The sequence below is a fragment of the Porphyromonas sp. COT-052 OH4946 genome, assembly GCF_000765965.1.
Taxonomy (GTDB): Bacteria; Bacteroidota; Bacteroidia; order Bacteroidales; family Porphyromonadaceae; genus Porphyromonas; species Porphyromonas gulae.
In genome coordinates this window covers 170,187-194,692 of the sequence record NZ_JQZY01000002.1, presented here as the reverse complement: position 1 = coordinate 194,692, position 24,506 = coordinate 170,187, and the positions used below count along the sequence as shown (strand labels likewise).

20 protein-coding genes are annotated in these 24,506 nt (G+C 52.6%); 1 reads left to right on the top strand and 19 read right to left on the bottom strand.

Features of this window, described 5'->3' with window-relative positions:
• The first annotated feature begins 137 nt into the window (after window positions 1-137).
• Window positions 138-323: a hypothetical protein gene (locus HQ50_RS11655; protein WP_161780798.1), complete on the top strand. Its 186-nt coding sequence runs from the start codon at window positions 138-140 to the stop codon at window positions 321-323.
• Window positions 324-721: 398 nt separating this feature from the next.
• Here HQ50_RS11655 and HQ50_RS00935 read toward each other — a convergent pair whose 3' ends face one another.
• From HQ50_RS00935 to HQ50_RS00850, 19 genes are all read right to left on the bottom strand, one after another.
• Window positions 722-1,243: an isoprenylcysteine carboxyl methyltransferase family protein gene (locus HQ50_RS00935; protein ID WP_005874835.1), complete on the bottom strand. Its 522-nt coding sequence runs from the start codon at window positions 1,241-1,243 to the stop codon at window positions 722-724.
• Window positions 1,244-1,279: 36 nt separating this feature from the next.
• Window positions 1,280-1,447, bottom strand: a complete 168-nt coding sequence (locus HQ50_RS11775; protein ID WP_200880420.1) for a hypothetical protein — start codon at window positions 1,445-1,447, stop codon at window positions 1,280-1,282.
• A gap of 46 nt (window positions 1,448-1,493) precedes the next feature.
• The gene (locus HQ50_RS00930; protein ID WP_039427634.1) at window positions 1,494-2,156 is read right to left on the bottom strand and encodes a class I SAM-dependent methyltransferase; all 663 of its coding nucleotides are present in this window, start codon (window positions 2,154-2,156) and stop codon (window positions 1,494-1,496) included.
• A gap of 395 nt (window positions 2,157-2,551) precedes the next feature.
• Window positions 2,552-4,531, bottom strand: coding sequence for a urocanate hydratase (locus tag HQ50_RS00925; protein WP_039427632.1), 1,980 nt, complete (start codon window positions 4,529-4,531; stop codon window positions 2,552-2,554).
• 431 nt (window positions 4,532-4,962) lie between these two features.
• Window positions 4,963-6,141, bottom strand: coding sequence for a TolC family protein (locus HQ50_RS00920; protein WP_039427630.1), 1,179 nt, complete (start codon window positions 6,139-6,141; stop codon window positions 4,963-4,965).
• A 16-nt stretch (window positions 6,142-6,157) separates the two neighbouring features.
• A complete protein-coding gene (locus HQ50_RS00915) occupies window positions 6,158-9,277 on the bottom strand; it encodes an efflux RND transporter permease subunit (protein WP_039427628.1) in 3,120 nt (1,039 codons plus the stop codon).
• A gap of 19 nt (window positions 9,278-9,296) precedes the next feature.
• Complete coding sequence (locus HQ50_RS00910) at window positions 9,297-10,520, bottom strand: efflux RND transporter periplasmic adaptor subunit (protein WP_039427626.1); 1,224 nt, start codon at window positions 10,518-10,520, stop codon at window positions 9,297-9,299.
• 540 nt (window positions 10,521-11,060) lie between these two features.
• Window positions 11,061-11,480: a DUF6769 family protein gene (locus tag HQ50_RS00905; RefSeq protein WP_039427624.1), complete on the bottom strand. Its 420-nt coding sequence runs from the start codon at window positions 11,478-11,480 to the stop codon at window positions 11,061-11,063.
• Window positions 11,481-11,550: 70 nt separating this feature from the next.
• On the bottom strand, window positions 11,551-13,065 hold the full coding sequence (locus HQ50_RS00900; RefSeq protein WP_039427622.1) for a bifunctional ADP-dependent NAD(P)H-hydrate dehydratase/NAD(P)H-hydrate epimerase: 1,515 nt from the start codon (window positions 13,063-13,065) through the stop codon (window positions 11,551-11,553).
• A gap of 4 nt (window positions 13,066-13,069) precedes the next feature.
• Window positions 13,070-13,864: an acyl-ACP--UDP-N-acetylglucosamine O-acyltransferase gene (gene lpxA / locus HQ50_RS00895; RefSeq protein WP_235317894.1), complete on the bottom strand. Its 795-nt coding sequence runs from the start codon at window positions 13,862-13,864 to the stop codon at window positions 13,070-13,072.
• Window positions 13,861-15,249: a bifunctional UDP-3-O-[3-hydroxymyristoyl] N-acetylglucosamine deacetylase/3-hydroxyacyl-ACP dehydratase gene (locus HQ50_RS00890; protein ID WP_039427620.1), complete on the bottom strand. Its 1,389-nt coding sequence runs from the start codon at window positions 15,247-15,249 to the stop codon at window positions 13,861-13,863. Before HQ50_RS00890 ends, lpxA begins: the two co-directional genes overlap by 4 nt.
• Window positions 15,228-16,277 carry a UDP-3-O-(3-hydroxymyristoyl)glucosamine N-acyltransferase gene (gene lpxD / locus HQ50_RS00885; protein ID WP_039427618.1) on the bottom strand — a complete coding sequence of 350 codons (1,050 nt, stop codon included), beginning with the start codon at window positions 16,275-16,277 and terminating at the stop codon, window positions 15,228-15,230. Before lpxD ends, HQ50_RS00890 begins: the two co-directional genes overlap by 22 nt.
• Window positions 16,278-16,369: 92 nt before the next feature.
• Entirely contained in the window at window positions 16,370-17,200 is an 831-nt protein-coding gene (gene pyrF, locus HQ50_RS00880) for an orotidine-5'-phosphate decarboxylase (protein ID WP_039427616.1), read from the bottom strand.
• A gap of 16 nt (window positions 17,201-17,216) precedes the next feature.
• On the bottom strand, window positions 17,217-18,302 hold the full coding sequence (prfA, locus tag HQ50_RS00875; RefSeq protein ID WP_039427614.1) for a peptide chain release factor 1: 1,086 nt from the start codon (window positions 18,300-18,302) through the stop codon (window positions 17,217-17,219).
• A gap of 24 nt (window positions 18,303-18,326) precedes the next feature.
• On the bottom strand, window positions 18,327-19,493 hold the full coding sequence (locus tag HQ50_RS00870; protein ID WP_039421692.1) for an AIR synthase related protein: 1,167 nt from the start codon (window positions 19,491-19,493) through the stop codon (window positions 18,327-18,329).
• A gap of 28 nt (window positions 19,494-19,521) precedes the next feature.
• Window positions 19,522-20,463 (bottom strand): glucosaminidase domain-containing protein, encoded by a 942-nt coding sequence (locus tag HQ50_RS00865; protein ID WP_039427612.1) that lies wholly within the window; start codon window positions 20,461-20,463, stop codon window positions 19,522-19,524.
• A 414-nt stretch (window positions 20,464-20,877) separates the two neighbouring features.
• Window positions 20,878-23,430 (bottom strand): zinc-dependent metalloprotease, encoded by a 2,553-nt coding sequence (locus tag HQ50_RS00860; protein ID WP_039427610.1) that lies wholly within the window; start codon window positions 23,428-23,430, stop codon window positions 20,878-20,880.
• Window positions 23,431-23,463: 33 nt separating this feature from the next.
• Window positions 23,464-23,985: a Cys-tRNA(Pro) deacylase gene (ybaK, locus tag HQ50_RS00855; RefSeq protein ID WP_039427608.1), complete on the bottom strand. Its 522-nt coding sequence runs from the start codon at window positions 23,983-23,985 to the stop codon at window positions 23,464-23,466.
• Entirely contained in the window at window positions 23,982-24,443 is a 462-nt protein-coding gene (locus HQ50_RS00850; protein ID WP_039427606.1) for a hypothetical protein, read from the bottom strand. Before HQ50_RS00850 ends, ybaK begins: the two co-directional genes overlap by 4 nt.
• Between the last annotated feature and the right edge of the window lie 63 nt (window positions 24,444-24,506).

Sequence of the window (24,506 nt, the reverse complement as noted above, 5' to 3'; positions counted from 1 at the left end):
CATCGGCTTGGTATAGAACCTTTGGAAGACAATATAGGCAATGTGATTATCCCGTAAAGGATGAGATTGTTCTCCAAAAATTTTCGATTCATCGGATGTGGGCTTTTTTGCTACATTTGCAAGCCGAGGAAAGCTCCATGCAAAAGATAAACAGCTGTATATCAGAGCTATTCTACCGGCAGAACAGCATAACGAAACGGCTCAATGATCAGCAACATCTACTCCGACTTCGCTCATACGACCAAGGCATCCGGACAGACCGCTCCGGCGCATTCATCTATATGCTACCCACTTATCCAAAGGAAGAGACACAGGGCGTATGAAGCATAGGCGATAAAACTTTTCGCAAGACCTGCAAACAGATAAGGCACGCACTCGATTCGTGGTGGAATCGGGTGCGTGCCTCTTTTATATAAGCTCGGGAATGGGCCTTTTGAGCCGTCCGAACTATATATAAATCAGATACGATCTGTATACAAATGGAAAACGATTTGTATATAAAACGAAAACGATCTGTATATAAATCGTTTTTGATCTATATACAGATCGCTTTGCAAAGAGTTTGAAAGCATTGTCCGAACTGAAAAAGTTCGCTTTTCCTGCTTTTTTACTTCCGAGTCTCCTTCCTTTCAGGTGCTTATTTGGAATGATTCCAAACTCGTCTTCGTTGTTGAAAACTTTTTCGGTCTGTATTTTAGGCCTTTTTGCCTGAAATCATTCTCTATCGTACCGTCGCCCATAGATGCTTCATGGCGCGCTCTTCCTGACGGATACGAACGAAGAGGATAGCGAGATAGACGGGCATTCCGACACAGAAGGTAATCCAAGCATTGCAAAGGAGGGTGATACCGATAAGCTCCGGAATGACGTTGAGGAAATAGTTGGGATGGCGTACCGTCTTGAACAGGAAGCTCGTTTCGATACGATGATCGGGTACGATATAGAGCTTCAGCGTCCACACATCCCTCAGCTTATAGATGACGAAGAAGAGCATGGCATAGGCAAAAACCAAGATCGCTACGCCCCAGCCGGATAGCGTATTGAACTCGACTCCCGTGGCATAAGCTTCGTACAGGGAAGTGAAGTAGTAGGCTATGTGAGCCAGGGTGAGGAAAAGCGAATTGAGCTTGCCATACTGTACTGCGCCCTTGCGTAGCAGTCGCTTCTCGTTGAAGATGGAATAAGAAAGGGAGAGCAGTCGCAAGCAAAAGAAAAGGATGAATGTGGTGATGATGGTTTGCATACTTTTTTAAGGGTTGGTTTTATTGTCCGATCTCGTTCATATTGAACTCGGCCCATCGGCTTCCGTGTCGCCAATCGCGTTGGGATGGTTTCGGTCCCATCTGTCGCTTTTGTCTGCCATCCAGAATTCCTGACACAGCAGGATGCCGTTTACGCCTTGTACGATAGTAACCCTTTCGTCATCGATAATGTTCGTTACACTCATAGATTATATGTTTTTGGTTATTGATTCCGGTGTGATCCGATTGCGGTTATCGGGGTTTGGTACATTTGAATACCAACAGGGAGCGAGCATCCCGAATCTCCACATTGTCAGCATATAAGGAACGGAGCTTTTCGATAGCCTCCTCCCTCGTATAATGGGGCGGACGGAACAAGCCTTTTTTGTTCAAAAACTTGCGGACAAACCAGTCGGCGGGCTTGCGTTCCCCCTTGACATAGAAGCATCCGCAGAAGAGGCCGCCTCTTAGCACGCGGAAAGTCTCTGCAAAGGCACGGTCCTTGTCGGGGAAGGCGTGAAAGCCATTCATCGAGAGCACGAGGTCGAAAGCAGCATCGGGGAAAGGCAGGCTGCCGACATCGCCTTGCCGGAGCGATACGTTGGTTATTTGCTCTGCACTGAAGCGCATCGCTGCTATGTCGAGCATTTCCTGCGAATAGTCCAGCCCGACAATCTCGGCTTGGGGCATCCGCCTGTATTTGTCATAGGTGAAAATGGCTGTTCCTACGGGGACGTCGAGTATTCTGCCCTCGAAGTTGCCGGGAATCATGTCCAGCACCGAGCCTGCGATGATATTGTCGTCCGTTTTCCAGAGACAGTGCATATAGAGCCAAGACCACCATTTCCGTCCGGTGAGGACATCGTCGTAATGGTTAGTCAGTCGGTTGTAGGCGTTTTTCTGCTTCATATCCATTCTTGATTTTGTTCGACATTCTGTCCCTTATGCTATCACTTGGGCATACCGAAAGCCGGTATCCATGCATCGAGCCGATTAAGCCAAAGGATTGTATAGGAAGAAAAATCCATCCCGAGATTTCGATTGTTAAAAACTGCTCTATGCTTGATACACAAAGGTATAGGGTTTGTCCACAGCATACAATCGCTAAAAATGGTGATTTTCGCAGCTCACTTTCACCCATTTTCTTCCCGTTTCTCCCGATCGGTACCGACTCCTTGTAAAAACGACGGCAAACGACCTAATCCTGATGTGTCCTAAAAAACTGAACCCAAGAGCAAAAAAGACAGCAGGGGAAGGACGTCCGGTGCGTTCCTTCCCCTGCTGTAGTTTTATGATTCGTAACCTGTCGGTCAGAGAATCGAATCGAGGAGACCTTCGTCTACCAGATATGGAATTGTGATATGGTATCCGTCCGCGTGAGTCGTATTGAACTCTTCGCTTACTGTCATGGCATTGGGATTGCGCGCCCATGAGCGTCGGGCCACTCCTCCCATTACATCCCACAGCATAGCCGAACGCAAGATGGCATCCACACGTTCCGATCCATCGAGCACCATGCCGAATCCGCCGTTGATGGACTTCCCGATACCTACACCACCGCCGTTGTGCAGAGCCACAAGGCTCATTCCGCGAGCAGCGTTGCCGGCAAAACACTGCACGGCCATATCGGCCATCACATTGCTACCGTCCTTGATATTGGAGGTCTCGCGGAAAGGACTGTCCGTACCGCTCACATCGTGATGGTCACGCCCGAGCATGATAGGGCCAACCTCGCCACGGCGTACCATTTCATTGAAGCGCAGTGCTATGTTCATTCGTCCGAGTGCATCCTGATAGAGGATACGTGCCTGTGTACCTACGACGAGCTGATTCTTCTCAGCATCGCGTATCCAGATCCAGTTGTCGCGGTCTTGTTCGCGTCTGTCCGGATCGATACATTCCATGGCTGCATGGTCGGTCTTGACAAGATCCTCATGCTTACCGCTAAGGCATACCCAGCGGAAGGGGCCATAGCCGTAGTCGAACAGCTCGGGGCCCATGATGTCTTCCACGTAGCTCGGCCAAATAAATCCGTCCTTATCGTCGATTCCGTTCTTGCTGATCTCGATGATACCGCTATCGTATATGCTCTTCATGAAAGCATTGCCGTAGTCGAAGAAGTAAGAGCCGCGTGCGACCAGAGCTTTCACCACTTCGAAGTGACGTTTCAGTCCGAGATCGACCTGACGGCAGAATTCGTCACGATCCTCTTTGAGTAGGCGTGTACGCTCCTCGAAAGAGAGTGTCACCGGGCAGTAGCCGCCTTCATATACGGCATGGCAACTGGTCTGATCGGAAAGGAGATCGATGTGAATACCTTCGCTCAGAGCATATTCGAGCAGGTCTACTACATTGCCGTGATAGGCGATAGAGCAAGGCTCTCCCTTCTTCTGTGCTTCGGCAGCCATACGGAAAGCCTCTTCTTTCGACTCGGTACGGAACTTGACCCATCCCTGTCCGTGACGGGTATCGATGCGGCTACTGTCCACTTCGGCCGTAATGCTTACTGCTCCAGCAATATCGGCAGCCTTGGGTTGTGCACCACTCATACCGCCGAGACCGCTGGTGACGAACAGTTTGCCGGCCAAATTGCCTCCGGTAGGAATATTCAGTCTTTGACGACCGGCATTGAGCAGGGTATTGAACGTACCGTGTACGATGCCTTGCGGCCCGATGTACATCCAGCCACCGGCAGTCATCTGTCCATAATTGGCCACACCCATCTGGGCAGCGATCTCCCAGTCCTTGATATTGTCGTACAAGCCGACCATCATGGAGTTGGTGATGATCACACGCGGAGCATCGGGTTTGGACTTGAAGAGTCCCAAGGGATGACCGCTTTCGATCACGAGCGTCTGCTCATTGGTCATCTCTCGGAGGTACTTCATAATGAGACGGTACTGCATCCAGTTCTGGCACACCTGCCCGGTCTCTCCGTAAGTAACGAGTTCATAGGGATAGAGGGCGATGTCGAAACAGAGATTATTGTCGATCATCACCTGAAAGGCTTTCCCTTCTATACACCGGCCTTCGTACTCGTCGATGCTTTTGGCTTTGAGATCCCCTTCGGGACGGAAGCGATAGCCATAGGTCTTCCCACGGGTTTTCAGCTCTTCGAGGAATTCGGGAGCAAGCTCCTTATGCAATTCCACGGGGATATAGCGCAAAGCATTCTTCAGAGCCGTGCGTGTCTGTGAAGGGGTAAGACGGAAGCCGCGGTCAGGGGCGCGGCGAATACCTGCTACAAACTTGGGATAAGCAGGCAGCGTATTGTCCAGAGTGAACTTCATTATTTGATATTTTGTGATTTGTAGTCAGTATCATGCCTTAGTGAAAGGGCTCATCGCTAAGGCGGTGCCAAATTACCATTTTTCGAACACCGAGCCAAAAAAGTCTTTAATACGGTGCCAATCACAACTTTGTATATGGATAACAGGCTCGACAAACAAGCTATCCGACCTGTCCGAAAACGGCACATGACAGCGTGGGAGGATGAATGTGCTCTCAAACGGTCTGCAAGAGGAGGCTGTCAAACGATTTGGGTATCAATCGCAGGGCCTTCGAAAGCTTATTTCGAACCAATAAAAAAGACAGCCACCCTGTCTGCAAAGCGAACAAGGAGGCTGTCCTACTATTTAGTCATCCCTTAAAAAGCATTTGCAAGCGAGAGACCATCGATGAATGACTTCTCGCTTGCAAATGCTTTTTAAGGGATGACTAATTACAAATCGACTGCCGAGAGTTCGGCAAATGCCTGCTGATAGTCGCGTTCGGCTTCCATTGCTCGGCTGACCGTATCATAGTAGAGTCCCATTTCCACGATGTAGTCCAGCAGAGAGATCTTTCCCGTATCCAATGCTTTCTTGAGCAAGTCGGCATTGTCCGACGTGGTCAGCAACTTGCGATAACCCTCTGCCGTTGCCTTGAGGCCGACAGCACGGTCGTACAGGAGCTGGAGTCCGCTGTATAGCTGCTGCCGAGTGTCCGCCTCACGCATTTCGGCTGCTCTCGTCGAGGCCTTGGCTTGTCTGATGCGGTTTTTATTTTCCCACAAAGGCACAGAGATGCCGAAGGATACTCCCTGAAATCTTTCGCCGCCTACTTTCTCACTTACATAGCCGGCAGAGAATGTCGGCAGACCTGTCGCACGACTCAACGCGACCTGCTGCCTGCTTGCCACCACCTCTTCGCGGGCGTATGCCAGCTGTGGATTCTTTTCCGCTACCCCGTCGAACCATGCAGCAAAATCCTGTGGTAAGATAACCTCCGGATAGCGGCTTTCGTCGAATACGATCTCTATTCCTCCGTTCAGTCGCTTGAGCCGGACGAGCAGTGCGTTTCGCTCCACCTCCACACGGGATATTTCGCCCTGTACGGCCGCGAGGTTCAGCTTCACCTTGTTGTATTCCAGCTGATTGGTGTCGCCGGCTTTCAGGCGAGCTTCGTACCCTTCGGCGATGGTGCGGGCATGTCGGAGCCGACGAGCCAGTTCGAGCAAAAGGGCATTGTTGTATATCAGTTCGATACAGCATGTCTTGGCCTCCAGCAGGATGTTCATCCGATCCGTTTTGTACTGCCAGTCCAAGAGTTTGTCCTGCATCTTGGCTGCACGGCTCTTCATGCCCGTGATGGTAGGGATGTCGAAGCTCTGCGTAATGCTGAAGTCCGTCCGATTGCCGATTTCCGCAGGGTTTCCCCAGAGGTAGCCGACCTCCACTTCCGGATTGGACAAGAATATTCCGGTGCGGTTGTTCAGTTTTTCTGCCTCTGTGCTCTCCCGAAGAGCTTTCAGCGTCGTATTGTTCTCTTCGATGGCACGCAGTACATCGCTCATGCCTTTCTGTGCCCAAAGGGGAGTAGTCGCCAAAATGGCCAATATGCTTATGAAGATTGCTTTCATTCTTTTTCCGTCTTTCTTATTCGATTGTAACTTGTCGATTTCGGAACGTCCTTTCTCTATAGCTTTTATTCGTCAGCAGATACATAATCGGCACGATAAAACCATTGAGAATGGTGGAGGAAAACAATCCCCCCAGTATCACTTTAGCCATCGGGCTCTGGATCTCGTTGCCCGGCAGTTCGCCACCGAGAGCCAACGGGATAAGAGCGAGTCCGGAAGTGAGCGCCGTCATCAGGATCGGATTCAGACGATCCAGCGAACCGCGCATGACGCTTTCGTATGGAGAAAGGCCTGCTTGCTGCAAATCGTTGTAGCGTGAAATGAGCAACATGCCGTTGCGCGTAGCTATCCCAAATAGCGATATGAAGCCGATGATGGCCGGAATGCTGATGATCCCCCCCGTGAAGAAAATCGTGAGTACGCCGCCGATCAGAGCCAAAGGCAGGTTGAGCAGGCTCACAGCCGACTGAGTAAGGCTGCGAAACTGATTGAAAAGCAAGAGGAAGATCACCAGAACGGAAAATACCGACGTGATGAGCAGCGTACGCGATGCGGCCTGCTCGCTCTCGAACTGCCCCCCGTACTCGATATGATAACCTTCGGGAAGTGAGATGTCGGCATCGATTCTTTCCTGAATATCATTGACTACGCTGCGCAGATCCCGTCCGGCCACGTTGGTCGAAACGACTATTTTGCGGGAAACGTTCTCGCGGTTGATCGTGTTCGGACCCGATGCCGACACCACGTCGGCCACATAAGCGAAGGGAATCTTGCGTCCGCCTGCATCTATGATGAGATCGCGGATGCGGTCAGCAGTCTCTCGACTCTCGTCGTTCACCTTCAAGGTGAGGTCAAACGAACGATTGCCTTCGTACACCTGCGAAACGACTTCTCCGGCAAGCATCACATCCACTATCTCGGCGAACCCTGCCGGCGTGAGTCCGTACTTGGCCAGCATCTCGCGCTTCGGTACGATCTTGAGTTGGGGGCGTTCCACCTGCTGTTCCACGTTGAGATCCGCTACTCCCTTCACATCGTGGATGGAAGCCTTGATCTGATTGCCGATTGCAAAGAGCCGGTTCAGATCGGACCCAAATAGCTTGATGGCAATGTTGGCGCGTGTACCCGATAGCATGGCATCTATACGGTGCGAAATGGGCTGACCTATTTCGATATTCACACCCGGTAGCACTTTCAGCTTCTCGCGAATGTCGGCCAGGACTTCGTCTTTGGAGCGATCCTTGAGGACAAACGGCACTTCTATCTCCGACACATTGACGCCCAGTGCGTGCTCGTCCAGTTCGGCACGTCCGGTCTTACGCCCCGTAGTCTGTACTTCGGGCATAGAGAGCAGGATCTCCTCTGCCATACGCCCCATCCTGTCGCTCTCCTCCAGCGAGATGCCGGGGAGTGTGCTTACGTTGATGGTGAACGATCCTTCGTTGAAGGCAGGCAGGAAGCTACGTCCGAGCGTGAAGACGACGACGAGCGTAGCCACCAGCACGCCACCGGTCGCAAGCAATACCTTTTTCGTATTGGCGAGAGCGCGACGAAGAGCTTGCTCGTACCAACCTTTCAACTTCTTGGCCACTATGGGTTCCTTCTCCGGTGCGTCTTCTTTCTTCCCCTTAGCCAGCAAATAACTGCAGAGTACGGGCGTAAGCGTAAGCGCCACGAAGGTAGATGCCACAAGTGCAATGATGAAAGCTATCCCAAGCGGAGCCAGCATACGCCCCTCCATGCCGGAGAGGAAAAACAGCGGCACGAAGCTGGCGATAATGATGAAAGTAGAGTTCAGGATCGGCATACGCACCTCTTTCGAGGCCTCGAATATGACATTGAGCACCGTATCCCGCTCTTCGCGAGGCTTCAGGCGGTTTTCGCGCAGGCGTTTGAATACATTCTCCACATCCACGATGGCATCGTCCACGAGCGAACCGATGGCAATGGCCATACCTCCGAGACTCATCGTATTGATGGTAAGCCCCATCAGCTTGAGAGCCAAAAAGGACGTCACCAGCGAAAGCGGGATGGTCACCAGCGAAATGATCGTAGCACGAGCATTCATCAGGAAAATGAATAATACGATCACAACGAATATGCCGCCCTCGTAAAGTGCTTTTTTTACGTTGCCGATGGAGCTTTCGATGAAACGTTCCTGACGGAAAATATCCGTGCTCACTTTGACGTCGGAGGGGAGAGCCTGTTGCAAATCGGCCAGAGACCGATCCAGCCTCTCGGTCAGCTCCAGGGTACTCGTTGCCGGCTGCTTGGTAATGGTCACAAGCACGGCAGACCGCCCCCGCTCGGAAGCAAGACCTAACTTGGGAGCCTTATTGCCTACGGTCACCTCCGCCACGCTTTCGAGCATTACGGGAATGTCGTCGATGCTTTTCACCAGCGTCTGTCCCAATGCAGCGGCGTCGTTCGTGGAGAGGAGTCCGCGAAGGATATATTCGTTGCCGTATTCATACAGCACACCTCCCGAGGCATTGCGGTTCATTTGGCCGACAGCGGCGCGCACTTCGGCCAGAGTGATGCCGTAGTGCTTCATCCTTTCGGGATTGAGCAGTATCTGATATTCCTTGATGTCGCCTCCGAGTACCGTCACCTGTGCCACTCCTCCGATCGAGAGCAAGCGCGGGCGGATCGTCCAGTCGGCCAATGTGCGCAGCTCCTGGAGCGACGTGCTGTCAGCCGTAAGGCCGATAATCAGCACCTCGCCCAGAATGGAGGATTGCGGACCGAGCGTAGGATTGCCCACATTGTCCGGCAGATCGGCACCGACCACGGCCAGCTTTTCGGACACGATCTGACGGGCACGGTAGATATCCGTGCCCCAGTTGAATTCCACCCACACGATAGAGAAGCCCGTCGTGGACGAAGAGCGCACGCGACGCACATCGGTAGCACCATTGACGGCCGTCTCCACGGGGAAGGTTACCAGGCGTTCCACCTCTTCGGGGGCCATGCCGGGTGCCTCCGTCATTACTACGACGGTGGGGGCATTCAAATCGGGGAATACATCCACCTCCATATTGGAGGCTGTATAGGTACCGACCAACATCAGTAGTATGGATGCCACCAGGATGGTCAGCCGGTTGTTCAGAGAGAACCGAATGATCTTGTTCAGCATGATCTACTGTCCTCTCTCATTAATGGATATGACCTTCGGGCATTACGGACGAGATGGCTGCCAACTTCACCTGGTACACTCCGTGGGTGACAACGCTGTCTCCGGCTTTCAGTCCGGACAGGATTTGTACCCGACGGCCATTGCTCTGCCCGAGCTTAACCTCTTGTTTCTGATACCCCTCTTCGTCCAACTGCAGGTATACGAAGTGCAGCCCTTGCTCCTCGGTAATGGCCGACACCGGGACGGAGAGGACCTCTTCCTGTACATTGGAGAGCAGGTACACGGTAACGAAAGAGCCGGGTACCACATCGCCCACATTGTCGAATTCGAATGTGACAGGGATGTAGGAGGACTGCGTGGATGCCCGCCCGAAGGAGAGGAGCTTTCCGTTCAGATCGGACAGTTCGTAGAGTTTGTTGTCGTACGAGGTTTGGAAGTTGGCGCTGCTGATATTGCCTACATTTTTGAAATGTTTTTCCGACACCTCTGCCCGCAGCTGGAGGCGGCGGTTCTGCGATATGGTGGCGATGGGTTGGCCTACGGACACGTATTCGCCCTGATTCACCATGCGGTTTTTGATATATCCGCTCATGGGAGCCGTCACCCTGATCCCTCCCGCTCCGGTGCCGGATGCCTGGGCTTCGTATATGGTCTTGGCAGTCTGATAGTCTCTGCATGCCTGCTCGTACTCTTTGTTCGAGATTATTTGGTCTTTCACCAGTTTTTCGGCTCGCTGGTGTTCTTTTTTGGCGGATTCGTAGGCGATCCTCGCTTTGGTCACGGGATCACCATCCGGCAGATTCTTGGCAGAAATGCTGACGATACACTCTCCTGCCCGAACGGAAGCACCCTCCGTAACGGCCGAGCTGACGAATGAAACGATGCCGTTGGCTGTGGCTACCACGGTGGCCTCATCGCCTTGTGCGGACAGGATCTGCCCGCTTGTTTTGATCACGTAGTTGAAGGTTGAGGGAGCCACTTTCTCGACCTGCAATCCTGCCGCTTCAGCCTGCCGGCATGTGAAGTGGATCTCGTTGGCGGATGCCGATTTTTTTCCTGCTTTATCCTCATCATGGTCATGATCATGGTCCTCTTCCCCGTCATGGTCGTGGTCATGGTCGTGACCGGCCGGATGTTCGTGTTGGAGCTCTGTCCCCGCCTGTGTGGCTGCATTGCTCGAATCGCATGCCGTAAGGATTGCGGCAGCGACGATATATAATAGTGACAAATAGTATGGTTTCATCTTTATGTTTGTTTTCCTGTTGCTGTAAAACTTTTGACACGATAAGGAGCACAATCGTCTTGGTCTCATAGCCCTTCGGGACAGAGAGGAAGATGTTCGCCGGGCGATCGGTTTGTTCTTTTCGAAATAGAAAAACCACGAGGATGATCATCCTTCACGATCTTCGTCTCTTGTCCGGAAAAAGGCACGAACATGGCTCCTAAAAACACGGTCTGAGAAAAGTTTTTTTCTCGAACCGGAAGGGAAAATTTTACGCTCGTAAACGAAAATTTTTTGGCTCGTGTTTTTGAATTTTTCCGAACCGCAATCCGATGATTTTTGGCTCGTATTTGCTTGGAGGATCTCCCTTGTCCGAAGTGGATTGCGTGTTTGCTTAGCCCAAAGCGAGAGGAGAATACATGTAGTATGGGACGTACACGATCGCCTCAGAGCCTGAAAGCAGACAGCATGAGGACTGCTCTATGACAGCCTCAAAAGAAAGAAACTATGGGACTAATGGGAAAGATCCTTCTGCTGTGCCCAAGAGAAGCACAAGCAGTTTTAGGAAAAGATGAAAGGAGGGGCTCGCAAGCCATGTGATGGTCTTGCTTCGGAAGGGGTATAAAAGACCAGGTATTCCCCATATTCGGGATCGGCCGAATGGTCGTCGACCGGATGTAGCAATAGATCGGCTACGGCAAAGAGAATAGGATATAGATGGATATGATGCGGATTGTGACACTCGTCGCACAGAGAAGATCTGCTCTTGATCCGAAGTTCGGAAGCGGACAGGTAGAAGGTTTTGGCTACGCAAGTCGGTTCGCTATGCGTGTGTTCGCTACCCGAGAGGGCGTCATCGTGACAATGCTTTGCCATGAGACATGCCATTCCTCTGTCGTGATGATGATGGGGGATAATCCCGATGATCAGCACGACAAGGGAGGCCAAGCCTACGAAGAATATGGATAGCTTCTTTCTCACGAGTGATACGATTTCGGAACAAAAATAAGGTTTTATTCTTGTATTAACAGATTTTTTGCCGATTTTCGCCCTAATCGCGTACTTGCCTGAACGCAGTACCCAGGTTGTCGATAATATCCGACGCTATCAGGCTCTCCTGACTATAACGTCCGGCATAGATATCTCCGGCCAAGCCGTGGATATAATTGCCGAGGACGCAGGCCGAAGCGGGAAGATAGCCCGATCCCAATAGGCCGGTAATGATTCCCATGAGCACATCGCCGCTTCCGCCCGTGGCCATGCCGGGGTTGCCCGTATTGTTGAATACGACCATCCCTCCGGGCATACAGGTGGCACTGAATGCTCCTTTCAGAACTACATAGACATGATGATGGCAGGCGAGGAATCGGGCTTGGCGCAGGCGTTCGTAGTCCGTATTGCAGTGGGTGGTTAGTCGCTCGAGCTCTCGTGAGTGCGGCGTAAGGATGCTGTTGATGGGCAGGCGATCGAGCCAACCGCGATTCTCGGCAATGATATTCAAGGCATCGGCATCGATCACCAACGGGCCGTTAGGAGCGGAAAGCATCTTTTCGACCAAACGGACGGTAGCTTCTGCCCGTCCCAAACCGGGCCCGATGCCTACCGCCTGAAAGACCAGCGGGGAGGAATAATCACAGACAATATCCACTCTTTCGTCGGCATGCACCATAGCCTCCGGCACAGCGGTCTGCATGACGCTCTCTCCACAGGCGGGGATATGAGTGGTCAGCAAGCCGATACCGCTTCGGAGACAGGCCTTTGCTGCCAGACAAGCCGCGCCCATCTTGCCTCTGCTTCCGGCGATGAGGAGCGCGTGTCCGAACGTCCCTTTGTGCGCAAAGCGCGGACGCTGCCGGATGATACCGGATATATCGAAATCGGTATTGAGGAAATACTCTGTCTTGATCGTTTGCTTCCCCTCGATGCTCAGCCCGATGTTCAGGACTTTCCACTTGCCCACATAGTCGGCGTTTTCGGAGAAGAGGAAGGATAGTTTGGGATATTCGAACGTAAGGGTGTGTGTGGCTCTGATGACAGCATTCGGATTGTTGCCGAAGTTGTCCTCCTCGAACAGTCCCGAGGGAATGTCTATCGATACGATCTCGGTACCGGATTGGTTGAGGAACTCCACCACCTTGGCAAATCCACCTTGCAGAGGCCGATTCAGCCCTACGCCGAAGAGCCCGTCTACTACCACGGTCTGAGCAGAAAGCTCCGGTGGGGTGAAGTTGTCCACCACTTCGGTCAGCCTGATGCCCGCAGTCTCCAGCAGACGTATCCTGCTCTCGTTGCATTCGGGAGAGAGGGCTCCGCTGACATTGAAGAGGAAGACATCCACCGAATAGCCGTTTTCGTTCAGAATACGGGCTGCACACAGAGCATCCGCTCCGTTATTGCCGGGGCCGGCGAATACCACTACCCGACGCTGCTGGGTGTAGAGACGTTCGAATTCGTACACCCATGTGGCGGCAGCTCGCTCGACCAAATCGATCGAGGATATAGGCTCGTTCTCTATCGTGTAGCGGTCGAGTTCCTTGATGCGTGCTCCGGTGAATATCCCGATCATGGCCTCACTCCATGGTTCCGCGGACGATACCGCGCTTGGATGATTTGATAAAGTCTAATATCAGTTGCTTCTCGTGACAATCGGCATACTCCTGTTGGATAATGTCGATCGCATCGGAGTTGTTCAGACCTCTTTGGTAAAGTGTCCGATATACATCATTGATCAGGAAAATCTGCTCGTTGGTGAAATTCCGGCGGCGCAGACCTACGATGTTGATTCCGCAGTACACGAGCGGATCCCGTCCCACCAATACGTACGGAGGGATGTCTTTCGAAAGGCGGGAGCCGCCTTGGATCATCACATGCTGAGAGATACGTACGAACTGATGCACCAATACGCCTCCACTGATGATGGCATGGTCGTCTATTTCTACTTCGCCGGCTATCTGCGTAGCGTTGCCGATGATAATATGGTCGCCCAATACGCAGTCGTGGGCTATATGGCTATAGGCCATCAGCAGACAGTGGCTGCCCACTATGGTAGTGCCACGAGAGGCGGTGCCTCTATTGACGGTAGCACATTCGCGTACGGTGGTATAATCGCCCAGGATGGCAGTGGAGTCTTCTCCTTGGAACTTCAGATCTTGCGGTACTCCTCCGATCACTGCATTTGGATGGATCTCACAGCCTTTACCGAGTGTCGATCCGTAACGAACTACGGCATGAGGATGCAAAATGGAACCATCGCCGATCTTCGCTCCGGCCTCTACAACGGCAAAAGGGCCTATCTCAACGCCTACTCCTATCTCGGCATGTGAATCTACACACGCCAACGGACTGATTTTAGTCTCTGACATCATTCTTTATTCTGGATTATCTGTGCCATAAATTCAGCTTCGCAGGCTAACTGCTCTCCTACGAAAGCTAAGCCGCGCATATTGGCCACTCCTCTGCGTATCTCGGAAATCATTCTGAGCTTGAATACCAAGGTGTCACCCGGTACCACTTTGCGACGGAATTTCACTTTGTCGATCATGAGGAAGTAAGTGGAGTAGCTCGAAGGTTCGGCCAGGGTATTGAGTACCAAGAGTCCTCCTACCTGTGCCATTGCCTCTACTTGCAGGACTCCCGGCATCACAGGCTCCCCGGGGAAGTGACCGGGGAAGAATGGTTCGTTGAAGGAAACGCTCTTTACTCCGACTATATAGTCCGGCCCTACTTCGATGATCTTATCGACCAACAGGAACGGATAGCGGTGGGGTAGAAGCTCTTTGATCCGGTTGATGTCCATGATCGGCTCTTTGTTCGGATTGTAGACAGGAGCCTGTGCTTCGTTCTGTTTGATTTCTTTGCGAATCAGACGCGCCATCTTGTTGTTGATGCTGTGACCCGGACAGGTAGCAATGATACGTCCACGCATATATTTCCCGATCAAAGCCAGATCGCCCAATACATCGAGGAGCTTGTGGCGTGCCGGTTCATTGTCGTAGATCAGAGGCTTGTTGTTGATGTATCCCAATTCATTGACCTGCTTCCGCTCTACGCCCATCATATCGCTGAGAGCATCGAGGCGGTCTTGCGCCAACGGCTCGTCGTAGATGACTAGGGCGTTGTCCAAGTCGCCGCCTTTGATCAGATTGGCTTCCAGCAGCATCTCTACCTCCCGAACGAAAACGAAGGTGCGAGCACCTGCGATCTGCTCTTCGAAATCCGACAAAGTTTCCAAAGAGGCGAATTGATTGCTAAGCACTTTGCTGGGGAAAGCAATGTGTACATCTACCGTAAATTCGTCATCCGGCAGCAGGATCAACTTGGAGTTACTTTCCGGATCGGACACCTCCATGCGTTTTTTCACTATATAATACTCGCGTGGTGCTTCCTGTTCCACCAAGCCGACACGCTTGATTTCGCTCACATAGGGTTCCGCGCTGCCATCCAAGATGGGAAATTCGGGTGCATCCACCTCGATCAAGCAGTTGTCTACGCCCAAGGCATAGAGAGCTGCCATGGCATGTTCTATCGTGCTGACGGATACTTCGCCTTTTTTCAGCACCGTACCGCGACGAGTGCTGTGCACATTGTCTGCGATGGCATCTATAACGGGCTCTCCCTCCAGATCGATACGCTTGATTTTATATCCGGATTCCTCCGGAGCAGGACAGAAAGTAATATGAATATCCAGCCCGGTGTGTAGGCCTTTGCCTTGCAGACTGAACTTGTCTTTCAGTGTTTGTTGCTTTTGCATATTTCTTTTAGTTCTGATATTTCTTTTTCCAATTGCTCGATGCGGCGACTCATGTCAGGAAGTTTGGGGAGGATAACTGATGCGCGGAGCATATCCCGAACCGGCATGCCGGGCGAACCGAGAAGCGTGGAACCGGACTTGACGTTGCTCAACAAACCGGTCTGCCCTCCTAAGCTGACCCTGTCTCCCACCTTGATGTGGCCGGACAAACCTACCTGTCCTCCGAACTGGCACCATTCCCCCACATGGGACGAACCGGCCATGCCGACTTGAGCAGCAAAAACCGTATGACTTCCGACAGAACAGTTGTGAGCAATCTGTACAAGGTTGTCCAGCTTTACTCCGCGGTGTATGATGGTCGAGTCCATCACAGCCCTGTCGATACAGGTGTTGGCACCGATTTCGACATCATCTTCAATGATAACGTTCCCCAGTTGCGGAATCTTGCTGTAGCCATCGGCACTCGGCGCAAAACCGAATCCGTCCGCTCCGATAACGACTCCCGAATGAATCACGCAACGCGAACCGATGGAGCAGCCATCATATACTGTCGCATGGGGATAGAGGATCGTCCCCTCTCCAACAGACACACCGCTACCGACATAAACATGCGGATACAAGCTACAGCCGACACCCAGCGATGCTCCCTCCGATACGTAGGCAAAAGCTCCTACATAGCAATCCTCCGGCAGTGTCACCGATGGATGAACGAAAGCTGTGGAGTCGACTCCCTTTCTTTTAGGCTTCATGCTGTCCACCAACTGCATCAGCTGTGCCAATGCGGCATAGGCATTGGGTACTCGTATCAGGGTCGTCTTTACCGATTCGCGTGGCTCGAAGTCCTGATTGACGAGTACTGCATCGGATTGGGTGTCGTACAAATAGTGTTCGTACTTGGCATTGGCCAAAAACGAAAGACAGCCGCTACGACCCTCCTCTATCTTGGCAAAGTCGCGCAGTCGCACCTCAGGATTGCCCTCCACAAAACCGTGGAGGTAGTCAGCTATCTGTTGGGCTGTAAATTCCATGTGACGGGGTTAATTAAGGTACAATGGATCTCAAAACATTTATTCCTTTAGAGTCTATACGACTCTCTTACGTTTAATAGAAGCCCGATGGATCAGATTAGGCCTTTCGCCCGAAGAGCAATCTCCATCTGACGCTGCATGGCAGCTGCTTCTCCGGCAGCTTTAGCGGCGAACCCCTCCGTATTATCCGCGTAGATAATACTGCGCGAAGCATTGACAAGCAAACCGCACTGAGCGTTCATGCCGTACTCGGCCACGTCTTCCAGACTGCCGCCCTGTGCTCCCACGCCCGGGACAAGCAAGAAAGCGTCCGGCACGATCTCGCGAATATCTTTCAGCATGGTAGCCTGCGTAGCCCCTACCACATACATCAGCTGACCGGCATTGTCCCACGTCCGGCTGATACGAATAACGCGTTCGAAAAGATATTCGCCATCAGCATCGCGCATCATCTGAAAGTCCTGCGAACCTTTGTTCGAGGTCAGTGCCAGAAGCACCGTGAACTTGCCTGGATAGCCGAGGAAGGGACTGATGCTATCCTCGCCCATATAAGGGGAAACGGTGAGGGCATCCACCTTGAGATGCTCGAAAAACGAACGGGCATACATATCGCTCGTATTGCCGATATCTCCGCGCTTGGCATCTGCTATGATAAACTGGTCGGGGTATTGCTCCCGAATGTATTCGATCGTTTTTTCAAAAGAATAGGCTCCGAAGCTGCCCATACTCTCGTAGAAAGCCATATTGGGCTTGAAAGCCACACAATACTCGGCCGTAGCATCGATGATGACTTTGTTGAAAGCCAAAATAGGATCATCTTCATTCAACAAATGTGGCGGTATTTTCTTTACATCGGTATCCAACCCGACACAGAGAAACGAGCGTTTCCGGCAAATCCGGTCAAAAAGTTCTTTCGTTGTCATCGTCTATTTACTTGTATTATAAGGCGGCTTCTTTCATCCGCTCAACGTTTTCTGCTATTATCAAGGCATCGATAAAAGGCTGTACCTCACCGTCCATCACTGCCGACAGATTGTAGACCGTCATATTGATGCGGTGATCCGTCACTCGTCCTTGCGGATAGTTGTAGGTACGAATCTTGGCCGAACGGTCGCCGGTCGATACCATCGTCTTGCGTCGGGCTGCAATAGCTTCGTTATGCTTGGACAGCTCTATGTCGTAGAGTTTGGTGCGCAGCATCTGCATAGCCAGCTCGCGGTTGGCTATCTGCGAACGAGCCTGCTGGCAAACCACCACCATACCCGTAGGCTTGTGCGTAAGCTGCACCTTGGTCTCCACCTTGTTTACATTCTGACCTCCTGCTCCGCCCGAACGGGACGTTTGCATCTCGATGTCTGCCGGGTTGATCTCCACGTCCACCTCTTCGGCTTCGGGCAAGACTGCCACGGTAGCTGCCGAAGTATGTATGCGCCCCTGCGTCTCAGTCGCGGGTACGCGCTGGACGCGGTGCACTCCGCTCTCATATTTCAGGATACCGTACACTCCTTCCCCCTTGACCGAGAAGACGATCTCCTTGTAACCACCCGTGGCTCCTTCGCTCAGGTCGGTGACCTCCACCTGCCAGCCTTTGGTCTCGCAATACTTGACGTACATGCGGTAGAGGTCGCCGGCAAAAAGCGCAGCCTCATCGCCCCCCGTTCCACCGCGAATTTCCACGATGGCATTCTTGTCATCCTCCGGATTGGCCGGAATGAGTAGCATCTTGATCTCCTCCTCCAGGATGGGCAAGCGTTCGTTAGCCTCGGCCAGCATCTCGCGAGCCATCTCGCGCAGCTCCTCGTCGGTCTCTTTGGCCATGGTATGCTTGGCTTCTTCGATATTGGCGAGCAGATTGCGATAGTCGTGCCCGGCCGTATGGATCTTCTCCAGATCGCGATACTCTTTGCTCAACTTCGTAAAACGCTTCATGTCAGCGATTACGGCCGGATCCGTGATAAGCGTGGAAATCTCTTCGAAACGGCTCTCCAAGCCATCCAATCGGTCTAATAGTTTATTCTCTGACATACGGGTGTATCGGGGTGGAGGTGTTTAGTATCGGATCTCTCCATAGGGCGTTTGGAGGATCAATTCGTTGGCCGGAGCCTCTTCCACACGACCGACGATACGCGCCGGAATGCCGAAGCTCTCGGATATTTCGATCACGCGTGAGGCATTCTCTTCAGTCAGATACACTTCGAGACGATGTCCCATGTTGAATACCTTGTACATCTCCGCCCATTCGGTCTGGCTTTCGCGCTGTATCAGCTCGAACAGGGGTGGAGTCGGGAAGAGGTTGTCCTTGACCACGCGCTTATTCTTGACGAAGTGCATCACCTTGGTCTGTGCACCGCCGGAGCAGTGTACCATGCCATGAATGCGGCGACTCATCTCGTCCAGTATGGCCTTGACCACAGGGGCGTAGGTACGTGTGGGCGAGAGCACGAGCTTGCCTGCGTCCAATCCCAATCCGGCTATGGCGTCGGTCAGTTTCATGCTGCCGCTATAAACCAAATCGTCCGGCACCGAGGGATCGAAACTCTCCGGGTACTTCTCTGCCAGATAGTGGGCAAAAACGTCGTGGCGAGCCGAAGTCAGTCCGTTGCTCCCCATACCGCCGTTGTACTGCTCCTCGTAGGAGGCTTGCCCGAATGAGGCTAACCCGACGATAACGTCGCCGGCCTTGATACGGGCATTGTCTATCACATCCGATCGCTTCATTCGGCAAGTCACCGTACTGTCTACGATGATAGTCCTGACCAGATCGCCCACATCAGCCGTTTCCCCTCCCGTGGCATAGGCGTTCACACCCATGCGACGCAGATCGGCCAGAAGCTCTTCCGTGCCGTTGATGATAGCCGATACTACTTCGCCCGGTATCAATCGTTTGTTCCGGCCGATGGTCGAGGACACAAGTATATTGTCCACGGCACCGACACACAGCAGATCGTCTATATTCATGATCAGCGCATCCTGTGCTATTCCTTTCCATACGGAGAGGTCTCCCGTCTCCCGCCAATAAACGTATGCAAGTGAGCTTTTGGTGCCGGCTCCATCTGCATGCATGATATTGCAATAGTCGGGATCACCCCCGAGAATATCCGGAATAATCTTGCAGAATGCCTGAGGGAAAATACCCTTGTCCACATTCTTGATGGCGGCATGCACGTCCTCTTTCGAGGCCGACACTCCGCGCAGGTTATAGCGTTCGTTAGACATATAGCTGCTTCGTCTTTGTTTTCTTGTTTTAGCGCAAGCGCAGTATATCGCCCTCTTGGGGTATATATTGGCCGTCCTTATCGTTGAGCTTGTAGAGGTTCTTCATCCGGATGCCATAGCGTTGGGAGATACTGTGCATCGAATCACCCACTCGCACTACGTGCTGTGTATGCTTGGAGATGGAGCGTGCGTGCTTTTTCTCCAGATAGATCACATCGCCCTTTTCGATCGGGAAATCCACGGGAGCGTCGTTGTATTTGGCCAGTTTGGAGGCTCTCATGTCGAACTCTTCGGCCAGAGAATCGAAGGTATCGCCCTGCTTGGCTATGATGTAGAGCAGTCCGTAGCTGAAGTAAGCATCGTGCTTGAGTCCGCTCTGCTTCTGCTTGCTCGTTTGATGGGATTTTTTGTTGGTCCCGGGATAAGACTTGTGGAACCACGAGGGGTACTTCTCGCGATCCAAAGCATATAGCTCGTACAGCTCCACCATCTTGATCAGCAGATTGGCATAGCCCCGATTGGTGGCATAACCACAGCGTTGCAATCCCGTGGCCCAGCCCCGATAGTCTTCCCTGTCGAGTTTGAACAGGGGACGATAGCGTGGTTGGAGCAGAAAACGGGAATGATCTTCATACGATTCGCGAGCGGCCGAATAGCTGCGGAAGCATTCGTTCGGCGCATCGTCGGTCCGATAAGTACGCTTGCCAGTCCACGATTTGTGGCATTTGATCCCGAAGTGATTGTTGTGTACGCTGGCCAGCGTACTGGCTCCGGCTCCGGTCTCCACCAAAGCCTGTGCTATGGTGATGCTTGCCGGTATATTGTAGCGGCTCATCTGCCGGATAGCTTCGTCGGCGTACTGCTTCACGTAAGCCTCGTATGTGCGGTTCCGGCTCTGAGCCAGCCCGACGGCTGTCCCGAAGAAAAAGAGAACCGAAACGAATAGGATCTGCCAAATGTTTACTCTCATCTGTCTGAAATAGTTGCAACAGAACAACGTTAGCTACAAAAGTACAAATAAATTGCACTCTATCAGGGAGATTGTGCCATGGCAACGGGGCAACCACATCTTGAACGACCTCTAACCCATGTTTTCCATCGGATTTAAGGCGGAAAACGCCGTCTGCTTGCTCGCAGATTCCTCCAAAAGAAAATCCGACAAGTTTCAAGAAATGGCTATTGTGAAGAAGCGACGGAGTGTTGTCATAAAGGGCAAATTACTGCGTTGCTTGCGACATTCGGCTTCAGTCGCCTACGCTCCTGCCTCTCTATCAGCTCCAGTGCTTTGTCCTTTATGCATTCTTACGCATCTAAAAGGGGACTGTGCCAAAACGAATTTTGACACAGCCCCCTTGCGATCCGAGGTACGGGGAAATCCGTACTCTTAGTTGGTCTTCATTAGGCGTTCCAGACGGAGCAGCTGGTAGTCGTAGAAGGAGCGGTCGGCAGCGTTGCCGGTGGCCTTACGATTGCGGTAGATGGTCTGCACGCGCTTGAGCTGTTGCAGCAGGAGGGGTGCAATCACTTCACTCGGAGCCGGCTTGGAGAAGACCGTAAGACGGAAGAATGAATTGGCTCCCTTTTCCGTTGCGTGGTGACCGCTGCAACCGAGGGCACACGGGAGGTTGTCCTCGCTGAGCTTGTGCGACAGGGCGTCCAGCTCTTCGGACAGACGGCGTGCCGTGTTCTTGCTTTCCGTGGAGAGACCGCTATAGGCTGACATGAGGTCGATGGCCAGGTTCTGAATAGAACGGTCGGCATCGGTCAGATTGCCCTTTACGTTGAAGATGACATCGATCAGCTCGTTGGCATAATCCGTGAGCTTGTACACTCCCGGTTGTCCGGACTGCTCTGCTTCGTATATGCGTCCTATACTGCCCGGATTGAAGAGTGCTGCCACCATGGCCTTGCCCAAGAGGTCGGTCATCGTAGAGTTCTGTTCCACCTTGTGGAGGAAAGCCGGTTCGGCCAGCCATTGGCGGTAGGTACGAGCCTGATTGAGGAGCCAATCCATGGCTTTGCGTTGCTTGTCTTTGGTGATGAAACGACGGGAAAGTGTATTCTCTTCGCCCTGACGGATTTCGAAGTGCTCCACACCTCCGATATAAGGCATGATATGACCTACGTGGCGGTAGTATTGGAACATGAGCTGTTCGTGCATGTCGCGCAGGTCATCGTAGCGAGCATCCTTTTCGAGGAGCCATTTGTCCATGTTCTTGGCGATAATCTTCAGGTTGCTGATGGACATGTCGCCGGCGCGGAAGTGATCGTTGCCGAGGTCCTCGGTCTGGTCTGTGGGGTCAATGGTGTAGGGGAACTGCTGTGCACCGAAGGTAAACATGGGATCGTCTTTCTTCTCGGCGATCCAAGCGTTCAGTGTCGGCTTTTCCGCTTCGGCCGTTTTGGCTCCGGGCACGAGACGATAAGCCCAGTTGATGGCATGAATGTCGTACACACCGAGGATGGGAGGCGTCAGACGTACACCGCGCTCCAAGTCACCGGGCTGCGCCACGAAGTTGTTGCGGGCATAGTCCATGATACTCGGCGTAGTACCGTATTTCTGCGTGAACTTCGGATCGCGCAGGTTCTCGATGGTGAAGGAGTAGCTGGCACCCATGTTGTGCATCAGACCGATGGTATGACCGATCTCGTGAGCCGCCACATAGCGGAGCGATTCGCGCATCACATCATCGTCGAATACAGCCTTGCGAACGCGCGGATCCACGGCCCCGGTCTGTACGAAGCGCCAGTTGTGGACGAGGGAGAGCACATTGTGGTACCAGATCACATCCGCACAGATAATCTCGCCACTTCGGGGGTCTACGAAGCTCGGGCCCATGGCGTTGGCTGTGGCCGTAGTGGCATATTTGAAACAGCTGAAGCGAATGTCGTCCGGATCGAAATCGGGGTTTTCCGCCTTCGTGGGATAGTCCTTGGCGATGATGGCATTCTTGAATCCGGCTGCTTCGAAAGCCGTACGCCAGTCCTCGATAGCCTGCTTGATCGTAGCGCGCCATTTGTCGGGGAAGACGGAGTCCACGTAGAAAACGATAGGCTTCACAGGCTCCACCAGTTCGCCTCGCATATAGGCTGCACTGTCCTTGGGCTGGAGATCCCAGCGGTGGATCAGCTTGTATGACTCCACTTTGTCCTTGTCTGTCGTGAAGTATTGGCGGTGAGAATTGAAAAATCCCACACGATTGTCCTGCAAACGCATACGCATCGGTTTCTCCGGGAGGAGCAGGATGGAGCGTTGCATGATCAGGGTGTATGGCTCGGAATAGGGCTGAGTCTTGTAGGTGAGCATACTCTTGATCTCCACGTTTCGGGGGAAGCTCTTGACTTCCGTTACGATGCTGGCCGTCGGGTCGAGCATACCCTTGATTACATTGACATTTTGCATCGTGGGTGGCAGGATCGTCAGAGGCGTAATGCTCTTTTCATCTTCGCGGAAAAATTTGGTTACGTCGATCAGCACCTTGCCGTCTTTCGTATCCACGATGGGGAATGCTTTGAGGACGGGGTCGAAGAAGTTCTTCTTGAACGAGGGGACGATAGGATCGTCTTCTCTGACCACGGCACCCAGCTGAGGCGTGTGGAGATAGACGTTGATGCTGTCACGTGAGAATTTGATCAGGAAAGGAGACGTGCTCATCTGTCCGGCCACGGCTTCGCGCGTATTGCTCGTAGCGGCCACACGGCTGCTGAGGAGATACTCCCGACGGAATGCGGAGTCGGGCATGGCAAACAGGATCTCATTCTTCTTCGTGAAGTAAACGGTGAAAGGGCCTTCGCTCTTTTTTGCACCGGCTACGGTCTGATCGAATTTGGATTTCTGAGCCGGAGCTTCCGTTGCGGGCTTCTTTTTCTTCGAGCGAAAGAAGTAATCGCTCTGCGCTTCAGCCTTGAAAACGGGCAGGATGCAGGCAACAGCCATGCACGCAGTAAAGATTCTTTTGTTCATGCTTGATTATAGGGTTTGATGTATGGTTGATTTTTCTTCTGTCGTAGCACCACAGAGGCAAGCCGACCGGGCACCCGTGTATGTCAGGAGATCGGCCGGAGCTATACGAAGCTGTAAGCCGCGCACGCCGGCACTGACGTATATATAAGGAAAAGACATACAGGTATGATGAATGTAAACCGGATAGGTCTTCTTCATCCCGATGGGCGAACAGCCGCCACGGATATATCCCGTGAGCGGAAGGAGCTCGCTCTGTCTGATCATCTCCACGCTTTTGTTGTCCGATGCCCGTGCTGCCAGTTTGAGGTCTACCTCCTCATCGCCCGGTACGATGCAGACGAGCAGTCCGGTCTTATTGCCGCGCAATACCAATGTCTTGAACACCTGCCTGACGTCCTCGCCCAGCTGCTCTGCTACATGGACGGCCGAGAGGTCTCTCTCGTCCGGCTCGTAGGAGATAAGTTCGTAGGGTATATGTGCTGCATCCAGCAGACGCGCCACATTGGTCTTGGGCATCTTTCCGGTCATTTCCGGCGAAAACGATTGAGGATAAAACGGATAATGGCATAGCCGAAGCCTACCACAAAGAGCCATCCGAGTGCCAGGTCCCAGGCCTTACTCGCTTCGTCTCCGATTTTCATCAGCCCGAAAGCCACGAAAGTCAGGCATATCAGCAAGGCACTCCACGAGCCGTTTCTGTCCATGAAGCCTGCATAGCGCATAGCCGTAGCTCGATCGATGCGCCCATGTTTGTGGCCGATAAAGACGGCGCTCTGCTCTGCCAGAGCGAAACAAAATGCTACACCTCCACTGATATGGAAGAACAGCTCCAAACCGGCAGATCTGCCCTCCGAATTGAAATCATCCAGCAGCATGCCGGTGAATGCAGCTGCGAAAATCAGGATTCCCAGCCAGTAAAGATAGAAACGGGGCGTCAGCCCTTGCTTCCTGTCGGATTGAGCTTTCTCGTGTAATGGTTTCTCCATTGTTTTCGTATGACAATATTCGGTTCAATTTGTTTAACAACAAGGCCTCCCCGCCGGCATAGT

Bases quoted from the DNA above. Each gene is read 5' to 3' on its own strand.
- HQ50_RS11655 (WP_161780798.1), top strand. From the start codon at position 138: ATGCAAAAGATAAACAGCTGTATATCAGAGCTATTCTACCGGCAGAAC.
- HQ50_RS00925 (WP_039427632.1), bottom strand. From the start codon at position 4,531: ATGAAGTTCACTCTGGACAATACGCTGCCTGCTTATCCCAAGTTTGTA.
- HQ50_RS00900 (WP_039427622.1), bottom strand. From the start codon at position 13,065: ATGATCGGGATATTCACCGGAGCACGCATCAAGGAACTCGACCGCTAC.
- HQ50_RS00915 (WP_039427628.1), bottom strand. From the start codon at position 9,277: ATGCTGAACAAGATCATTCGGTTCTCTCTGAACAACCGGCTGACCATC.
- HQ50_RS00930 (WP_039427634.1), bottom strand. From the start codon at position 2,156: ATGGATATGAAGCAGAAAAACGCCTACAACCGACTGACTAACCATTAC.
- HQ50_RS11775 (WP_200880420.1), bottom strand. From the start codon at position 1,447: ATGAGTGTAACGAACATTATCGATGACGAAAGGGTTACTATCGTACAA.
- ybaK (WP_039427608.1), bottom strand. From the start codon at position 23,985: ATGACCGGAAAGATGCCCAAGACCAATGTGGCGCGTCTGCTGGATGCA.
- HQ50_RS00920 (WP_039427630.1), bottom strand. From the start codon at position 6,141: ATGAAAGCAATCTTCATAAGCATATTGGCCATTTTGGCGACTACTCCC.
- HQ50_RS00850 (WP_039427606.1), bottom strand. From the start codon at position 24,443: ATGGAGAAACCATTACACGAGAAAGCTCAATCCGACAGGAAGCAAGGG.
- pyrF (WP_039427616.1), bottom strand. From the start codon at position 17,200: ATGACAACGAAAGAACTTTTTGACCGGATTTGCCGGAAACGCTCGTTT.
- HQ50_RS00890 (WP_039427620.1), bottom strand. From the start codon at position 15,249: ATGCAAAAGCAACAAACACTGAAAGACAAGTTCAGTCTGCAAGGCAAA.
- HQ50_RS00870 (WP_039421692.1), bottom strand. From the start codon at position 19,493: ATGTCTAACGAACGCTATAACCTGCGCGGAGTGTCGGCCTCGAAAGAG.
- HQ50_RS00910 (WP_039427626.1), bottom strand. From the start codon at position 10,520: ATGAAACCATACTATTTGTCACTATTATATATCGTCGCTGCCGCAATC.
- lpxA (WP_235317894.1), bottom strand. From the start codon at position 13,864: ATGATGTCAGAGACTAAAATCAGTCCGTTGGCGTGTGTAGATTCACAT.
- lpxD (WP_039427618.1), bottom strand. From the start codon at position 16,277: ATGGAATTTACAGCCCAACAGATAGCTGACTACCTCCACGGTTTTGTG.
- HQ50_RS00865 (WP_039427612.1), bottom strand. From the start codon at position 20,463: ATGAGAGTAAACATTTGGCAGATCCTATTCGTTTCGGTTCTCTTTTTC.
- HQ50_RS00935 (WP_005874835.1), bottom strand. From the start codon at position 1,243: ATGCAAACCATCATCACCACATTCATCCTTTTCTTTTGCTTGCGACTG.
- HQ50_RS00860 (WP_039427610.1), bottom strand. From the start codon at position 23,430: ATGGCTGTTGCCTGCATCCTGCCCGTTTTCAAGGCTGAAGCGCAGAGC.
- prfA (WP_039427614.1), bottom strand. From the start codon at position 18,302: ATGTCAGAGAATAAACTATTAGACCGATTGGATGGCTTGGAGAGCCGT.